General features: G+C 63.2%; 16 protein-coding genes and 1 pseudogene. 8 read left to right on the top strand and 9 right to left on the bottom strand.

The genetic code is table 11. From position 1 onward, the window contains the following. The 3 genes and pseudogenes from M3G19_RS05765 to M3G19_RS05755 form a co-directional block, all read right to left on the bottom strand. Positions 1-283 (bottom strand): annotated as a pseudogene (locus tag M3G19_RS05765) (hypothetical protein); the annotation flags it as partial. A gap of 62 nt (positions 284-345) precedes the next feature. After that, positions 346-867 carry a transcription elongation factor GreA gene (gene greA, locus M3G19_RS05760; RefSeq protein WP_259901302.1) on the bottom strand — a complete coding sequence of 174 codons (522 nt, stop codon included), beginning with the start codon at positions 865-867 and terminating at the stop codon, positions 346-348. 79 nt (positions 868-946) lie between these two features. Continuing rightward, entirely contained in the window at positions 947-1,429 is a 483-nt protein-coding gene (locus M3G19_RS05755; protein ID WP_259901301.1) for a DUF4307 domain-containing protein, read from the bottom strand. Between the two features lie 81 nt (positions 1,430-1,510). Here M3G19_RS05755 and mca point away from each other — a divergent pair, with 81 nt between their 5' ends. The 3 genes from mca to M3G19_RS05740 are packed head-to-tail and all read left to right on the top strand — an operon-like array spanning position 1,511 to position 3,510. Further along, positions 1,511-2,380 (top strand): mycothiol conjugate amidase Mca, encoded by an 870-nt coding sequence (gene mca / locus M3G19_RS05750; protein ID WP_259901300.1) that lies wholly within the window; start codon positions 1,511-1,513, stop codon positions 2,378-2,380. Between the two features lie 2 nt (positions 2,381-2,382). Further along, entirely contained in the window at positions 2,383-2,688 is a 306-nt protein-coding gene (locus M3G19_RS05745) for a hypothetical protein (RefSeq protein WP_396121750.1), read from the top strand. Between the two features lie 45 nt (positions 2,689-2,733). Beyond that, positions 2,734-3,510 (top strand): isoprenyl transferase, encoded by a 777-nt coding sequence (locus tag M3G19_RS05740; RefSeq protein ID WP_296145688.1) that lies wholly within the window; start codon positions 2,734-2,736, stop codon positions 3,508-3,510. A 19-nt stretch (positions 3,511-3,529) separates the two neighbouring features. Here M3G19_RS05740 and coaA read toward each other — a convergent pair whose 3' ends face one another. Next, the gene (coaA, locus tag M3G19_RS05735; RefSeq protein ID WP_259901298.1) at positions 3,530-4,456 is read right to left on the bottom strand and encodes a type I pantothenate kinase; all 927 of its coding nucleotides are present in this window, start codon (positions 4,454-4,456) and stop codon (positions 3,530-3,532) included. 108 nt (positions 4,457-4,564) lie between these two features. On the opposite strand from coaA, the gene glyA reads away from it, so the two are divergent. After that, a complete protein-coding gene (gene glyA, locus M3G19_RS05730; RefSeq protein ID WP_259901297.1) occupies positions 4,565-5,854 on the top strand; it encodes a serine hydroxymethyltransferase in 1,290 nt (429 codons plus the stop codon). Here glyA and M3G19_RS05725 read toward each other — a convergent pair. After that, positions 5,851-6,195, bottom strand: coding sequence for a DUF5997 family protein (locus tag M3G19_RS05725; RefSeq protein WP_259901296.1), 345 nt, complete (start codon positions 6,193-6,195; stop codon positions 5,851-5,853). The genes glyA and M3G19_RS05725 overlap by 4 nt on opposite strands. Before the next feature lie 22 nt (positions 6,196-6,217). Here M3G19_RS05725 and M3G19_RS05720 point away from each other — a divergent pair, with 22 nt between their 5' ends. The 4 genes from M3G19_RS05720 to M3G19_RS05705 all read left to right on the top strand — a co-directional run bounded on the left by M3G19_RS05720 (position 6,218) and on the right by M3G19_RS05705 (position 9,749). Continuing rightward, positions 6,218-6,982, top strand: a complete 765-nt coding sequence (locus M3G19_RS05720; protein WP_259901295.1) for a LysR substrate-binding domain-containing protein — start codon at positions 6,218-6,220, stop codon at positions 6,980-6,982. 64 nt (positions 6,983-7,046) lie between these two features. Then, positions 7,047-7,628 (top strand): LGFP repeat-containing protein, encoded by a 582-nt coding sequence (locus M3G19_RS05715; RefSeq protein ID WP_259901294.1) that lies wholly within the window; start codon positions 7,047-7,049, stop codon positions 7,626-7,628. Between the two features lie 192 nt (positions 7,629-7,820). Next, complete coding sequence (locus tag M3G19_RS05710) at positions 7,821-9,149, top strand: PhoH family protein (RefSeq protein ID WP_210573293.1); 1,329 nt, start codon at positions 7,821-7,823, stop codon at positions 9,147-9,149. A 66-nt stretch (positions 9,150-9,215) separates the two neighbouring features. After that, positions 9,216-9,749: a GNAT family N-acetyltransferase gene (locus M3G19_RS05705; protein ID WP_210573066.1), complete on the top strand. Its 534-nt coding sequence runs from the start codon at positions 9,216-9,218 to the stop codon at positions 9,747-9,749. A gap of 26 nt (positions 9,750-9,775) precedes the next feature. On the opposite strand, the gene M3G19_RS05700 is transcribed toward M3G19_RS05705, so the two are convergent. From M3G19_RS05700 to glpX, 4 genes are all read right to left on the bottom strand, one after another. Then, on the bottom strand, positions 9,776-11,314 hold the full coding sequence (locus M3G19_RS05700; RefSeq protein WP_259901293.1) for an MDR family MFS transporter: 1,539 nt from the start codon (positions 11,312-11,314) through the stop codon (positions 9,776-9,778). Further along, positions 11,308-11,895, bottom strand: coding sequence for a TetR/AcrR family transcriptional regulator (locus M3G19_RS05695; RefSeq protein WP_259901292.1), 588 nt, complete (start codon positions 11,893-11,895; stop codon positions 11,308-11,310). Before M3G19_RS05695 ends, M3G19_RS05700 begins: the two co-directional genes overlap by 7 nt. Positions 11,896-12,014: 119 nt before the next feature. Further along, a complete protein-coding gene (locus M3G19_RS05690) occupies positions 12,015-13,412 on the bottom strand; it encodes a class II fumarate hydratase (protein ID WP_210573062.1) in 1,398 nt (465 codons plus the stop codon). Between the two features lie 150 nt (positions 13,413-13,562). Continuing rightward, on the bottom strand, positions 13,563-14,570 hold the full coding sequence (gene glpX, locus M3G19_RS05685; RefSeq protein ID WP_259901291.1) for a class II fructose-bisphosphatase: 1,008 nt from the start codon (positions 14,568-14,570) through the stop codon (positions 13,563-13,565). Between the last annotated feature and the right edge of the window lie 117 nt (positions 14,571-14,687).

The following is a 14,687-nucleotide window of genomic DNA, read 5'->3' as shown; positions in this document are numbered from 1 at the left end:
AGTAGACGACATTGTCAGCGTCGGTGGCGTCCACTGCCACAGAGGAGGTCGCAGTTTCCGTCTCGGTCTCGGTAGCTACCTCGGTGGCGGTTGCGGTGGTGGTAGCAGTGCCGGTCGCGGAGGACTGGCCAGCGCTCGGCAGGGAATCCGGGTCCTGGCTGGTGGCGGTGTCGACCTTCTGATCCGAATCCTTCTGGTGCGGCGGGGAGCACGCGGTCACGGCGAAGGCGGTGGTGGCGGCGAGAGCGAGGGCGGCAACTGTGCGGGAAAAGCGGGAAGTCACTGCGGGGTCCTTATCTTCAACGAGTGCGTCGAAACGCGATGAAATGCTTCTGTGCGGGCGTTTTATTTCGCGCGCGGGGTCTTGGCCTTAACCGAATCATACGGGTTCGCGGATTCGATGGTGACGGAAATCTCGCGGCCGTTCGGTGCGGTGTAGGTGCGGGTTTCGCCTTCGGTGGCGCCGAGAACGGCGGCGCCGAGAGGGGACTGCTCGGAGTAGGTCTCGAGGTCCTTGTTGTCGGTCGATGCGGCGCGGGTGCCGATGAGGAAGGTCTCCTTATCGTTCTTGTCGCCGTTGTAGTAGACGTGGACGACGGAGCCGACGACAGCCATGCCGTCGACGACACCTGCGCGCTCGGTGGTGGAATTAGCCAGCAGCTCGGAGATCTGCTTGATGCGGGCTTCTTCCTGGTCCTGCTGCTCGCGGGCGGCGTCGTAGCCGGCGTTCTCCTTGAGGTCGCCTTCTTCGCGGCGCTCGTTGATTTCGGCGGCGATCACCGGGCGGTTGTCGATGAGCTGCTGCAGCTCGGCCTCGAGCTTGGCCTTCATTTCCGGGGTGATGTACTGCTGCTGCTTGTCAGCCATGGAGTTCGGACCCTCGTTTCCTCACGGTCGGTTGCTTATTCGTTCGGATATTAACATGAGCATCGCTTATCGACGCCTCCTACCTCGCCTCCACGAATTCCGTATCAGCGTCGAGGAATGACGGGATCGTGGTGGAGCATCCGTACACGCCTCCAGAGACGGGGACATCGCGGACGGGAACGTCGACGTACTTGCGCATCTCTTTCTCTCCGCCGGCGGGAATGACGATGTCGCGGCGTCCGATCTCGGCGTGCTCATAGTTCAGGGAAGTGATGATGCAGTAGCCGGGAACAGCAGGGTCATTGCGGGACAGGTCGAACCAGACGCGGGAGGTGGATTCGTCGATACGCTCATGCGCGACGAGGTTCGCTGTGATCGGTTCGGCGCGGCGCTGCATGATGTAGCGGCCGGCGAAAACCACGATGAGCACGACGAACAGCACGCTAATGACCGCGATGATGCGTCCCGCAGTGATGGACGGCGCGGACTTCTCGGAGGAGCTGCCGTAGCGGGCGCGGGTGTCGTCCGGGGTTGTGGCGGACGAGGAATCGGGCTCAGCCACTGAGGGTTCTCTTTCTGATGAGGTGAGGTACTAAACTTGTCTCGCGATCAACCTTAACCCCAAGTAGAGGTGGAACACTAAGTGACGGGATACCGTTTGCTGGCCATTCACGCGCACCCGGACGACGAGTCCAGTAAAGGCGCGGCGACGATGGCGAAATACGCTCACGAGGGCAACCGCGTCAAGGTGCTGACCTGCACCGGCGGGCAACGGGGCGACATTCTCAATCCGGCGATGGACCGGCCCGGAGTCATTGAGCGGATGACGGAGATCCGTCGCGAGGAAATGGCGACAGCTGCGGCTGCGCTGGGCGTCGAACACGAGTGGCTCGGCTACGAGGACTCCGGCCTGCCGGAAGGCGACCCGCTGCCGCCGCTGCCGGAGGGCTGTTTCGCACTCGAAGACCCCGTCGAAGTAGCGAAGATCGTGGTGGGCAAGATCCGAGAGTTCCGCCCGCACGTGATCATTACCTACGACGAGAACGGTGGTTATCCGCACCCGGACCACATCATGGTGCACAAAATCTCCATGATCGCGTGGGAGGAAGCCGGCAACCCGGACTTCGCGCCAGAGCTCGGCGAACCGTGGACTCCGTTGAAGCTCTACTACAGCCACGGCTTCGTCGCCCAGCGCATGCGCCTGCTTCACGACCGCCTCGTTGCCGACGGTAAGCCCAGCCCCTACGAGCCGATGCTCAAACGCTGGGAGGCCAACGCGTCCGACATCATGCAGCGCGTGACGACCCAGGTGGAGTGCGGCGACTATTTCAGCAACCGCGCTGAAGCGCTCACGGCGCATGCGACCCAGATTGACCCGGCTGGGGCGTTCCTCGCCAGCCCCGTCGACGTGCAAAAAGAGGTCTGGCCAACCGAGGAGTTCGAGCTCGCGCAAACCCGCGTGCAGACCTCGCTGCCGGAAACGGACCTGTTCGCCGGGATTGAAGGAGAATGATGATGGGGACTGACGCTCTGACAGGCTCGCTGACAGCCACGGTGACAGTGCTCGCGCAGCAGATGAATAAGGACGCTCCGGTCGGCCCGGAGTTCGGCAAGGCGGAGCCGATCGGTGCGCTCATCGTGGTGAGCATGATGGTGGTCATCCTGCTTCTCGGATGGGCGTTTCACCGCCGCCACTCGCGCTTCAACCGCCGCAAGCGCTTCGCTGAGGAGCGCGGCTTGGACGTCTTCGACGAGAAGGCTGTCGACGAGGCGATGGAAGCTGAGGGGCTTCTGGACCGCCGCAAGAAGTCGTTCTTCTAGTTTCGCCGTCCGCCTCAACCGGCTTCGCAGAGTAAGCTTGTGCGCGTGATTATGCTCGACCGGCTCCTGTACCCGCTCTATGAGAAGCGGCTGAAGCGCGAGCTTCTCGACGACAGCGTTAGCCGCCCCGCACACATCGCCGTCATGGCAGACGGGAACCGTCGTTGGGCGCGCGAGGCGGGTTTCACCGATATTTCCCACGGTCACCGCGTCGGCGCGGCGAAGATCGGAGAGTTGGTGCAGTGGTCGGCGGAGATGGGGGTCGATGTCGTCACGATCTATCTGCTGTCCACGGAGAATCTCTCCCGCACGGCAGAAGAGGTGCAGTTGCTGTACGACATCATTTCGGGAGTCGTCGACGAGCTGTCGGGTGACGAATACGAGGCGCGCATCCGCCTCGTCGGGCACCTGAACCTGCTGCCGGAAAAAGTGGCCAACCGGATGCGCTCCGCGGCGGCGGCGACGGAGGACAAGACCGGCATCGTCGTCAATATCGCAGTGGGTTACGGCGGACGCCAGGAAATCGTGGATGCCGTGCAGAACTTCATCACAGCCAAAGTCGCCGAGGGAGTCCCCGCGGAGCAGCTTGCCGACGAAGTCTCCGTCGAGTCCCTCTCCGAACACCTCTACACCTCTGGCCAGCCGGACCCCGATCTAGTGATCCGCACCTCTGGCGAACAGCGTCTTTCCGGCTTCTTGCTGTGGCAGTCGGCGTATTCGGAGATCTGGTTCACCGACACGTATTGGCCGGCCTTCCGCAAGATCGACTTCCTGCGCGCGCTGCGCGACTTCTCGCAGAGGTCGCGCCGGTTCGGTAAGTAGGGCGTCGACAAGCGTGCTTTTAAAGCTTGCGCATGCGCACACGCTGAACTGAATGATCCGCTGCTTTCGACAGGACCAGTGAGGCGCGCACACGCGTCGGCTGAATATTCTCGACGAGGTTCGGCAGGTTAATCGTCTGCCAAATGCGACGCGCCTCCGCCGCAGCTGCCTCGTCCGTGAGGTCGGCGAACCGCGCGAAGTGCGCCCCCGGCTCGCGGAACGCCGTGTTCTTCAGCTTGATGAAGCGGTCGATGTACCACTTCTCGATGTCCGTCGTCTTCGCGTCCACGTACACCGAGAAATCGAACAGATCCGACACCATGAGCGTCGGGCCCGTCTGGAGGACGTTGAGCCCCTCGAGAATGAGGATGTCCGGGTGATCCACCACCTGGTACTCGCCGGGAATGATGTCGTAGGCGTCGTGGGAATAGACCGGCGCCTTGACATTGTCGCGCCCCGCCTTGACCTCCGTGACGAAACGCAGCAGGTCGCGTCGGTTGTAGGACTCCGGAAAGCCCTTCCGCGTCATGAGATTGCGCTCGCGCAACTCGGCGGCGGGAAGCAGGAAACCGTCGGTGGTGACGAGGTCGACCCGCGGGTGTGAATCCCACCTTTGCAGCAGCGCTTGAAGCACGCGCGCCGTCGTCGACTTGCCCACCGCGACGGATCCCGCGATACCGATGATGAACGGCACGTGCCCCGGGTTCTCCCCAAGGAATGTCTCCGTCACGGCTGTCAGCTTCTGCCGCGCACGAATCTGCAGGTGAATGAGACGTGACAACGGCAAATAAATCTCGGCGACCTCCTGGAGCCCCATGCTCTCGCCGACGCCGAGGAGCTGCTCCAGGTCGTCTTCGTCGATCACCTGGGGCATCGTGTCGCGGAGTTGACTCCACGCGTCGCGCGGGAAATCCAGGTACGGGCTCGGGTCTGCGGGTCGCGGCATGGCCACCATTGTTGCACTCGCCGACGGAAACTTTGGCTTATGGGGCGTGTTGCGTGCACGGTAGTGCATACTGGCGGGGAACTGCCGTACGGAAAGGAATCCCGGAACATGACTGAAGATCTCCGCTACCAAGACCTCGCGTCGCTCGACCCGGACGTCTACGAGCAGATTCTTGGGGAGGTGTCCCGCCAGCGCAACACGCTCGAGATGATCGCGTCGGAGAATTTCGTGCCACGCGCCGTGCTGCAGGCGCAGGGCTCCGTGCTGACGAATAAGTACGCAGAGGGATACCCGGGGCGCCGCTATTACGGCGGCTGCGAGAACGTCGACGTCATCGAGGACATCGCCCGCGACCGCGCAAAGGCGCTTTTCGACGCCGAGTACGCCAACGTCCAGCCCCACTCCGGCGCCCAGGCGAATGCCGCCGTCCTCCACGCACTGATCAAGCCCGGCGACACCATCATGGGCCTGTCCCTGGCTCACGGCGGGCACCTGACGCACGGCATGAAGATCAACTTCTCCGGTCGTCTGTACAACGTTGTGGCCTACGAGGTCGACCCGGAGACCATGCTCATCGACATGGACAAGGTCCGCGAGCAGGCTCTGGAGCACCGTCCGAAGGTCATCATCGCTGGTTGGTCCGCGTACCCGCGCACTGTCGACTTCGCTGCGTTCCGCGCCATCGCCGATGAGGTCGGCGCGTACCTGTGGACGGATATGGCGCACTTCGCGGGTCTCGTCGCTGCAGGCCTGCACCCGTCGCCGGTGCCGCACTCGGATGTCGTGTCCACCACGATCCACAAGACGCTCGGTGGCCCCCGTTCCGGCATGATCCTGGCTAAGCAGGACTACGCCAAGGCACTCAACTCCGCTGTCTTCCCGGGTCAGCAGGGCGGTCCGCTCATGCACGTCGTCGCGGCGAAGGCGACTGCGCTGAAGATCGCGGGCACGGAAGAATTCAAGGACCGCCAGCAGCGCACCCTCGACGGCGCGCGCATCCTCGCTGAGCGCCTCACGGCGTCCGACTGCAAGGAAGTCGGCGTCGACGTGCTCACCGGCGGCACCGACGTGCACCTCGTCCTCGCGGACCTGCGCAACTCCGAGCTCGACGGCCAGCAGGCAGAAGACCTGCTCCATTCTGTCGGCATCACCGTTAACCGCAACGCCGTGCCGAACGACCCGCGTCCGCCGATGGTCACCTCCGGCCTGCGCATCGGCACGTCAGCCCTTGCGACCCGCGGTTTTGACGAAGCAGCATTCACCGAGACCGCAGACATCATCGGTACCGCGCTCGCGCAGGGGGAGAATGCGGATGTGGAGGCGCTGAGGGGGCGCGTCGATAAGCTTGCTGCTGAATTCCCCCTCTACCCGGACCTGGAAGACTGGAAGCTGCTCTAAGCCTCCCGCTCCTCGGCGTGCGCGCGGCGCGCCTCGGAGAGCCACGCCGGCTGATCGCCGAGGAGCGCCTTGATCTCCTGGGTGGTCAGCGGCTTATCCATGTCGTTCTTCTTCAGCGCCGTGATCGAAATGCCCAGCTTGCGTGCAACCTCCGGGCGGGGGTGTGGGCCGTTTGCGCGCAGGTCGGTGAGCCATGACGGCGGGTTGTCCTGCAGTTCGCGCAGTTCAGCGTGCGTGACGCCGCCGTCCTGGAATTCCTGCGGGGTTGCCGGCAGATAAATGCCGAGTTTCTTCGCTGCGGTCGCGGGCTTCATCGCTGTGCTTGACGGCTGTTCGCTCATGCCCAAACGGTAGCATCGGGGCATGCTGCGTCTCGCCTTCGTCACCGGAACCGAGCCCGGAAAATGGTTCGCGCGCTACCGCGACACCACCGACCACGGCCTCGAGGAGATTCCCAGCGACGACCCATACGCATCGCTTATCGACGACACCGCCCACCTCGCCCTCCTCCGCCTTCCCGACCCCCGCGTCGGCGAGCCAGGGGAGCAGTTCCATCAGGTGCGTCTCTACGCCGAGAAACCCGGTGTCGCCGTCCCCAAAGACTCCGTGTATGCCGAGGTCGGCGAAGCTGTTCGCCCAGATGACCTTGCCGACGAGCACGTCAACTACCGCTTCATTCCGGGTGCGGGAGAGAGGCTTGAGTCTGCTTCCGGGGTGCCAGCAGGCTCCTCCATCGACGAGCTCCGCACCGCTCTCCAAGTCGTTGCGGCGAACGTCGGCGTAGCCTACGCGCCTGCGCCGCTGCTGAAAGTCCTGTCGAAGAAGCGGGTCGTCGTGCTTGAAGTCCGCGGAAACGGCGGGGGAGCGGAGAGCCCAGCGGCGGGTGGGGAAGCTGCATCGGAGATCGCGTTGGTCTGGAGAGTCGACCAAGATTCGGAGGCGATCCAGGATTTCGTCGGGGTGGCGAAAGGGAGGACAAGGAACACGTCGAGGGGAGGCGGGGGAGCGTCGAAAAGCGTGCGAAGCTCAACGAAATCAAACCGTAAAGTTAACGGCAAAAACCGTGCGCAGCGCAAGGGGTTAAGAAGAAATCACCCTAAAAAAGGGGTGCGTAAACGCCCTCGGTGAGCAAATGTTTGCATAATGGTGGACGGTCAAGTTTAGGAAATGTATTAAGAGAGGAATTTTATTCATGAACCGCAAGTTTGGCGCAACCGTTGCTGCTCTGGCACTGACCACCGGTCTCGTAGCCTGCTCTGAGGGTGAAGGTGACGTGGAGAAGGTCGAGGCCACCGAAACCAATACCGTGACCGCTTCTGAGGACGCTGGTGCTTCCGGCTCCGAGTCCGAGGGCGCAGACGCTTCCAAGTCCGAGGGCGCTGGTGCAGGCGCTGCTGACGGCGACACCACCGAGCTGACCACCAAGGACGGCGAGAAGGTCGTTGTTCCGTCCAAGGCTGCTAACGCTCAGGAAGAGCTGGGCCTGGGCAACTGGGGTGACCCGATCAGCGTCGAGACCAAGGATGACGGCGCTACCCTGATCGAGTACGACGCAGACAAGAACATCGTCTACTCCGAGGAGACGGGCGCTGTGCCGCTGGTCGGCATGATCGCTGAGACCTGGAAGAAGGACGGCGGCCTGGACAACGAGATCGGTCTGCCGCTCAAGGCCGAGGACAAGCGCGACGACAACAACGGCTGGATCCAGGACTTCCAGAACGGCACCATCGAGTGGCTCGAGGAGAACGGCGAGTTCGGCGCTAAGATCAGCTAGCTAGCTGCGCCGATCGGCGCGTCGTAGGTTTAACGGAAGTTAACCTTACATCGATGTAATTTACACTTTGCTCCCCTAGTGTGGCAGGTGTCAGGCACCGCGAAGAACGGTCCTGGCTACCACCAACCGCACTAGGGGAGCAAGTTCATGTTTGACCCTTCTGTTAGCAATCTCGACACTGCTGGCGCTCGAATGGAAAGCGCCGGCCACAATCCGGAACAACTCACCTCACCCACCGCACTGAAAACATATGTGCTGGATACATCGGTTCTTCTGTCCGATCCGTGGGCGTTGAGGAAGTTCGCGGAACATAGCGTTGTTCTTCCGCTCGTGGTCATCACGGAACTCGAGCAGAAACGTCATCACCCAGAACTTGGCTGGTTCGCCCGCCAAGCTCTTCGCTTTTTGGAGGACATGCGCTCCGATTACGACCGGCTGGATGAGCCGATGCCGGTCAATATCGACGGGGGCACTGTCCGCGTGGAACTGAACCACCAGGACCAGTCGAATCTGCCGGCCGCGCTGCGCGGCCCGGAGAACGATAACCGCATTCTCGCCTGCGCCTACAACTTCATGCAGGAGGGCAATGACACGGTTCTGGTGACCAAGGATGTTCCGCTGCGCGTGAAGGCGGGCGCTGTGGGTTTGGCTGCGCAGGAGTATCGCGCGCAGGACGTTGTGTTGACGGGCTACACAGGTATGGCTGAGCTGGAGGTCTCCGGGGAAGAGATCGACGAGCTGTATGCCACTGGGTTCGCGGCGATCGACACGGGCGACTTGCCGGTTCACTGCGGGTTGACGCTGAACGCGGGGTCGCAGTCGGCGCTCGCCCGGGTGGCGCCGAGCGGCGGGGTCAAGCTCGTGCGCGGCGACGCGGACGCGTTCGGGTTGTCGGGCCGGAGCGCGGAGCAGCGGGTCGCGCTTGATCTGCTTCTCGACGATACGGTGGGCATCGTCTCCATCGGCGGCCGCGCCGGCACTGGTAAGTCGGCGCTGGCTCTGTGTGCCGGTCTGGAGTCGGTGCTGGAGCGCGGGGAGCACAAGCGCATCATCGTGTTCCGTCCGCTGTATGCGGTAGGCGGCCAGAACCTGGGCTACCTGCCGGGCGACGAGATGGAGAAGATGAATCCGTGGTCGCAGGCGGTTTACGACACGTTGGAAGGCGTCGTATCGGACAATGTGCTCGACGAGGTCGCTTCGCGTGATCTGCTCGAGGTGCTGCCGCTGACGCACATCCGCGGGCGCAGCCTGCACGACGCGTTCGTCATCGTCGATGAGGCGCAGTCGCTGGAGCGCAATGTGCTGTTGACGGTGCTGTCGCGCCTGGGTCGCGGCTCCCGTGTGGTGCTCACTCACGATGTCGCGCAGCGCGACAATTTGAGGGTGGGGCGCCACGACGGTGTGCAGGCGGTGATCGAGAAGCTGAAGGGCCAGGATCTCTTCGCGCACGTGACGCTGACGCGTTCGGAGCGTTCGCCGATCGCGGAGCTGGTCACGGACTTGCTCGAGGACCATGCTTAAGCGCGCTGACATGCACGCTAGGCTGCCGATTCACAGGTAGGGGAGGGCGGTTGTACGATGGTCGCCATGTCGAATCGCGATTTCACGATCCGCCCGATCCGCCCTGAGGATTACCCGCAGGTCCGCGAAATCTACGAGTCGGGTCTGGGGACAGGCCACGCTTCGTACGAGACCGAAGGGCCGACGTGGGCGAAGTTTGCCACCAACAAGATCATTGAGACGGTGTTCGTCGCCGTCGAACCTGATGACGACGATAAGGTGCTTGGCTGGGTCGCTGCCGCGCAGGCGTCGACACGCTCGGTGTTCCACGGCGTCGTCGAGGACTCGATCTACATTCACGAGGATGCGCGCGGCCGCGGCGTGTCCGGCGCGCTGCTGGACAAGCTCATCGAGACGTGCAAGGCGCTGAATAAGTGGTCGATCCACTCGTGGATTTTCCCGGAGAACGAGGGTTCGGCGGGGCTGCACGTCTCGCGCGGTTTCGTCAAGGTGGGCACGTACCACCAGATGGCGAAGATGACGTACGGCGAGCTCGCCGGCACCTGGCGCGACACGGATATCTACGAGTTGCTGTTGCCCAAGCCAGGCAAGGAGAACTAAAAGCAGCGCTTATCGACGTCGCCTTGCTACTCGATTGTCTCCTTTAGCGTGTCCTCGTGAACTGGTACGAGGAGAAGCGCCGCTGCCACCACGAGAGGGATGAGCAGTAGGAAAATGGGGGTCAAACCGTCGTTGTAGGAGGTCGAGATGGCGTCGTGAAGCGGCTGCGGCAATTGGTTGACGGCGCTTGGCGTCATTGATTGAGTGGCGCCGTCGCTGAATGATTCAGCGTATTTCGCGCCTTCCGGGCCGAGCGCGGCGAGCGCACCCGGGAGGCGCTCTTCCATATTCTGCTGCATGTTGTGGATGAATACGGTGCCCACGACCGACGCGCCGACGGACATGCCGATCTGGCGGAAGAAGTTGTTCGCGGCAGTGGCGGTGCCCACGACGGCGATGGGGAAGGAGTTCTGGACGATGAGGATGAGCACCTGCATGACCATGCCGAGGCCGAAACCGTAGATGAAGATGTACAGCCCGAGCGTCCACAGGCCGGTGTCGACCGTGAGGCGCGACAGCAGGTAGCAGCCGAGAGCGACGACGCCGAGGCCGACGATCGGGAAGATTTTGTAGCTGCCCGTGCGGCTGATCAGGGCGCCGATGCCGATGGAAGTGATGATCATGCCGCCGACCATCGGGATCATCATCAGGCCTGCCTCCGTGGGAGTCATGGAGTGGACCATCTGCAGATAGGTCGGCAGGTACGCCATGACGCCGGTCATGGAAATACCAAGCACGACGCTGGCGGCGGTGGTCAGCGCCATGTTGCGGTTGCGGAACAGGTGCATCGGCACCAGCGGGTCTGTCGCACGCAGTTCGACGACCACGAAGAGCGCCGCTGCGACAGCCGACGTGACCAGCAGTCCGACGATGCGCGGGGAGCCCCACGGGTACTGCAGCCCGCCCCATGTCGTGGCGAGGATGAGCGTGGAGGTGGACACTGCCATGAATGTCGCGCCGAGCCAGTCGAAGCGGAAGCCGTCGCGGTTGCCTTTGGACAGGTCGAGGACGATCGAGGCGACGGTCATGGCGAGAAGACCGAGCGGGATATTCATCCAGAGGCCCCAGCGCCAGCCAGGCCCGTCGGTGAACCAGCCGCCGAGGACGGGACCGAGCACGGAGGAGATTCCGAATACAGCGCCCATCACACCCATGTACTTGCCGCGCTCGCGGGCGGGGACGACCTCGGCGATGATCGCCTGAGAATTGATCATCATGGCGCCGGCACCGAAGCCTTGGACGGCGCGGCCGATGATGAGCAGCGTCATGGTGTTGGCGAATCCGCCAAGGGCGGAACCGATGATGAAGAAGGCGATGCCGGAGATGTAGAACCATTTGCGGCCGAGGCCGTCGCCAAGCTTGCCGTAGAGCGGGAGCGCGATGGTCATGGTGACCATGAACGCGGAGATGACCCAGCTCATGTGCTCGACACCGCCGAGCTCACCGACGATGGTGGGCAGCGCGGAGGAGAAGATCATCTGCCCGAGCGAGCTCATCAGCATCGTGATGAGCAGCGCGGTGAAGACGAGGCCGACATTAGGGCCTTTGTGTTGGGTGTCTACCATTCGAGCCTCCTGGCGTAGTCGGTGATGAAGGATGCGGCGCCGCGGACGTTGTCGCGGAGGTCGCAGTGGGCGGTGATGCTGACGGCGCTTTGGACGATTTCGATGATCGCGTGGATCTCTGCATTTACTGGTTGGTCGGACAGGAGCCGGTCGCCGGGAAATGTCTCGAAGTGTTCTTCTAGCGCTTCGGCGATGGCGGTGAAGGTGGTGCGCCGTCGCGTGAGTGCGAGAGCGGCCAGGGTCGGGTTCGCGGCGAAAATCGCGCGCCGGCGTTCGACGGTGGCGTGGTCGGGAATGTCGTTGCGCGGGTGGCTCGTCGCAGAAATGATGAGGTCAACGAGGTTGTCGGCTTGTGTTTCGGCGATGCGGCGTAGAGCGTCGTCGGTGACGGTGAGCGGGGCGGGGCCGAGTACGGCTTCGTCCTTACCGTCCATGTAGTTGAAGAAAGTGCGCCGCGAGATGCCTGCTTTGGTGCAGATATCTTCGACGGTGACGTTATCGAAGCCGTGCTCTTCGACGAGGTCGGTCGCGCTCTCGACGATGCGTTCGCGAGTTTCGCGACGCTTAAGTTCTCTATCCACGAGCAGCAAGAATACACCCAGTGCAAAAAAGCGCAAGAGCGCGCTTATCGACGCCCCATGCACACCAAAAGACCCTGGCAGCCTTGCACTGCCAGGGTCTTAAAGGGAGAGGCTCGACGTTAGTTGCGGTCGGTATTAGCCATGTCGAGGACGTTGAGGCGGCGGTCCAGCTCTTCCTCGGTCAGGTCGTCGCCGATGAAGCCGAGATCGATGACGGTCTGACGGATGGTCTTGCCTTCCTTGAGGGCGGTCTTAGCCACCTTCGCGGCGTTCTCGTAGCCGATGGCAGAGTTCAGGGGAGTCACGATGGACGGGGAGGACTCTGCGAGGGTCTGCATGCGCTCGACGTTGGGCTCGATGCCGTCGACAAGCTTGGTGGCGAACTGGCGTGCCGTGTTGGCGAGCAGACGCGCGGATTCGAGGACGTTGCGCGCCATGACCGGGATGAACACGTTGAGCTCGAACTGGCCCTGTGTGCCGGAGAATGCGACAGCTGCGTCGTTGCCGATGACCTGGGCGGAGACCTGCGTTGCGGTCTCGCACAGGACCGGGTTGACCTTGCCCGGCATGATGGAGGAGCCCGGCTGGAGGTCCGGGAGGTGGATCTCGGCGAAGCCGGTCAGCGGGCCGGAACCCATGAGGCGGATGTCGTTGGCGATCTTGTACAGGGAGACAGCGACGGTGCGCATCGCGCCGGAGAACTCGACGAGGCCGTCGCGGTTGGCCTGCGCCTCGAAGTGGTTGCCGGCTTCGGTGAGCTCGTTGATGCCGGTGAGGCTCTTGAGCTCCTCGGTGACCTTCGCGCCGAAGTCAGCCGGGGTGTTCAGGCCGGTGCCGACTGCGGTGCCGCCGATCGGCAGCTCGCCCAGGCGCTCCAGGGTAGAGGTGACGCGGGCGATGCCCAGCTCGATCTGGCGTGCGTAGCCGGAGAATTCCTGGCCGAGGGTGACCGGGACAGCGTCCATGAGGTGGGTGCGGCCGGACTTGACCACGGACTTCCACTCGTCGGCCTTCTTCTCCAGGGACTCCTGAAGAACCTTCAGTCCCGGGATGAGGTCGTTGACGGCTGCCTCGGTGGCGGCGACGTGGGTCGCGGTCGGGAAGGTGTCGTTGGAGGACTGGCCCATGTTGACGTCGTCGTTCGGGTGGACCTCGACGCCATTGTTCTTGGCGATGGACGCGATGACCTCGTTCGTGTTCATATTCGACGAGGTGCCCGAACCGGTCTGGAACACGTCGATCGGGAATTCAGCGTCGTGCTTGCCGTCGGCGATCTCCTTGGCAGCTGCGATGATGGCGTCTGCCTTGGCTGCGTCGAGCGCGCCGGAGGCCTTGTTGACGGTCGCGCACGCCGCCTTGAGCAGGCCGAGCGCACGAATCTGCTGAGCCTCGAGACCGCGGCCGGAGATAGGGAAGTTCTCCACCGCACGCTGCGTCTGCGCACGCCACAGAGCCTGCGCGGGAACCTTCACTTCACCCATGGTGTCGTGCTCGATGCGGTATTCCTGATCAGCCATTATCTTCCTTCGTGTGAGTCGCGTACACGTCGCGAAGCGAGCCGGGATGTGGGCTGTTTCGCGCGTGCCTTTCCACCCGTGATTATGCCCCAACCGGAGGTGTTCGGGCATACAAATGCCCGGATGGTGCCCCCGCTTTGAGGGGGGCGTTTAGTTGAACGGGCCGGAGTAGTCGATTGCGGAGTATTCGCGCAGCTTCGACAGCTTGTGCCGGGACTCGACGAGGCGGACGGTGCCGGACTTCGAGCGCATCGCGAGCGAACGGGTGGTTGCGCCGTCAGCGCGGTAGGACACGCCGCGGAGCATGTCGCCGTTGGTGACGCCGGTGGCGGCGAAGAAGCAGTTGTCGGAGCTGACCAGGTCGTTGAGGCCCAAGACGCGGTCGAGGTCGTGGCCGGCGGCGAGGACCTTTTCGCGCTCTTCGTCGGACTGCGGGGCGAGCATGCCCTGGATTTCACCGTCGAGGCACTTCAGTGCGCATGCGGTGATGACGCCTTCTGGCGTGCCGCCGACGCCCATGGCGATGTCGATGGAGTTGTTGTTGCGCGCCGCGGCGATGGCACCGGCGACGTCGCCGTCCATGATGAAGCGGACTTTCGCGCCTGCTTCGCGGATCTCGGAGACGAGCTGGGAGTGGCGGGGGCGGTCGAGAACGACGACGGTGACATCGCGCGGGTCGATGCCCTTCGCCTTGGCAACAACCTGGATGTTGTGCGCGACGGGCGCGGTGATGTCGATCTTGCCGGCGCACTCGGGGCCGACGGCGATCTTGTTCATGTAGAACGCGTCGGTCGGGTCGTACATGGTGCCGCGCTCAGCGGCTGCGATGACGGAGATGGAGTTAGGGCGACCTTCGGCCATAAGACGCGTGCCGTCGACCGGGTCGACGGCGATGTCGAGCGGTGCACCCTGGCCGTTACCGACGTTCTCGCCGTTGTAGAGCATCGGTGCTTCGTCTTTTTCGCCTTCGCCGATGACGATGACGCCGTCCATGGTGACGGAGTTGATCATCTTGCGCATGGCATCGACTGCGGCGCCGTCGCCCTCGTTCTTCTTGCCGCGGCCGACCCACCGGCCGGAGGCGAGCGCCGCCGCTTCTGTCACGCGAACGAGTTCCATCGCGAGGTTGCGGTCCGGAGCTTCAACGGAGTTGGACATTATGTGTGCCTCCTGGGCAGTGGGGGTGATACGTCGGTGAAATGATGACACCTTTCGGCCCATTCTGGCACCTTTGCGTGTCCGGTATGCCCGGTTTCCCACCTGATTGGGGGCGAT

Origin of the sequence: Corynebacterium sp. p3-SID1194, assembly GCF_025144155.1 — a bacterium.
Taxonomy (GTDB): Bacteria; Actinomycetota; Actinomycetes; order Mycobacteriales; family Mycobacteriaceae; genus Corynebacterium.
Note: the sequence above shows the minus strand (reverse complement) of the source record. Positions and strands in the feature narration are given on the sequence as shown.

Coding starts and splice junctions, on each gene's coding strand:
- M3G19_RS05705 (WP_210573066.1), top strand. CDS start 9,216: ATGTCGAATCGCGATTTCACGATCCGCCCGATCCGCCCTGAGGATTAC.
- glyA (WP_259901297.1), top strand. CDS start 4,565: ATGACTGAAGATCTCCGCTACCAAGACCTCGCGTCGCTCGACCCGGAC.
- glpX (WP_259901291.1), bottom strand. CDS start 14,570: ATGTCCAACTCCGTTGAAGCTCCGGACCGCAACCTCGCGATGGAACTC.
- coaA (WP_259901298.1), bottom strand. CDS start 4,456: ATGCCGCGACCCGCAGACCCGAGCCCGTACCTGGATTTCCCGCGCGAC.
- greA (WP_259901302.1), bottom strand. CDS start 867: ATGGCTGACAAGCAGCAGCAGTACATCACCCCGGAAATGAAGGCCAAG.
- M3G19_RS05745 (WP_396121750.1), top strand. CDS start 2,383: ATGGGGACTGACGCTCTGACAGGCTCGCTGACAGCCACGGTGACAGTG.
- M3G19_RS05710 (WP_210573293.1), top strand. CDS start 7,821: ATGGAAAGCGCCGGCCACAATCCGGAACAACTCACCTCACCCACCGCA.
- M3G19_RS05690 (WP_210573062.1), bottom strand. CDS start 13,412: ATGGCTGATCAGGAATACCGCATCGAGCACGACACCATGGGTGAAGTG.
- M3G19_RS05715 (WP_259901294.1), top strand. CDS start 7,047: ATGAACCGCAAGTTTGGCGCAACCGTTGCTGCTCTGGCACTGACCACC.
- M3G19_RS05700 (WP_259901293.1), bottom strand. CDS start 11,314: ATGGTAGACACCCAACACAAAGGCCCTAATGTCGGCCTCGTCTTCACC.
- M3G19_RS05720 (WP_259901295.1), top strand. CDS start 6,218: ATGCTGCGTCTCGCCTTCGTCACCGGAACCGAGCCCGGAAAATGGTTC.
- M3G19_RS05725 (WP_259901296.1), bottom strand. CDS start 6,195: ATGAGCGAACAGCCGTCAAGCACAGCGATGAAGCCCGCGACCGCAGCG.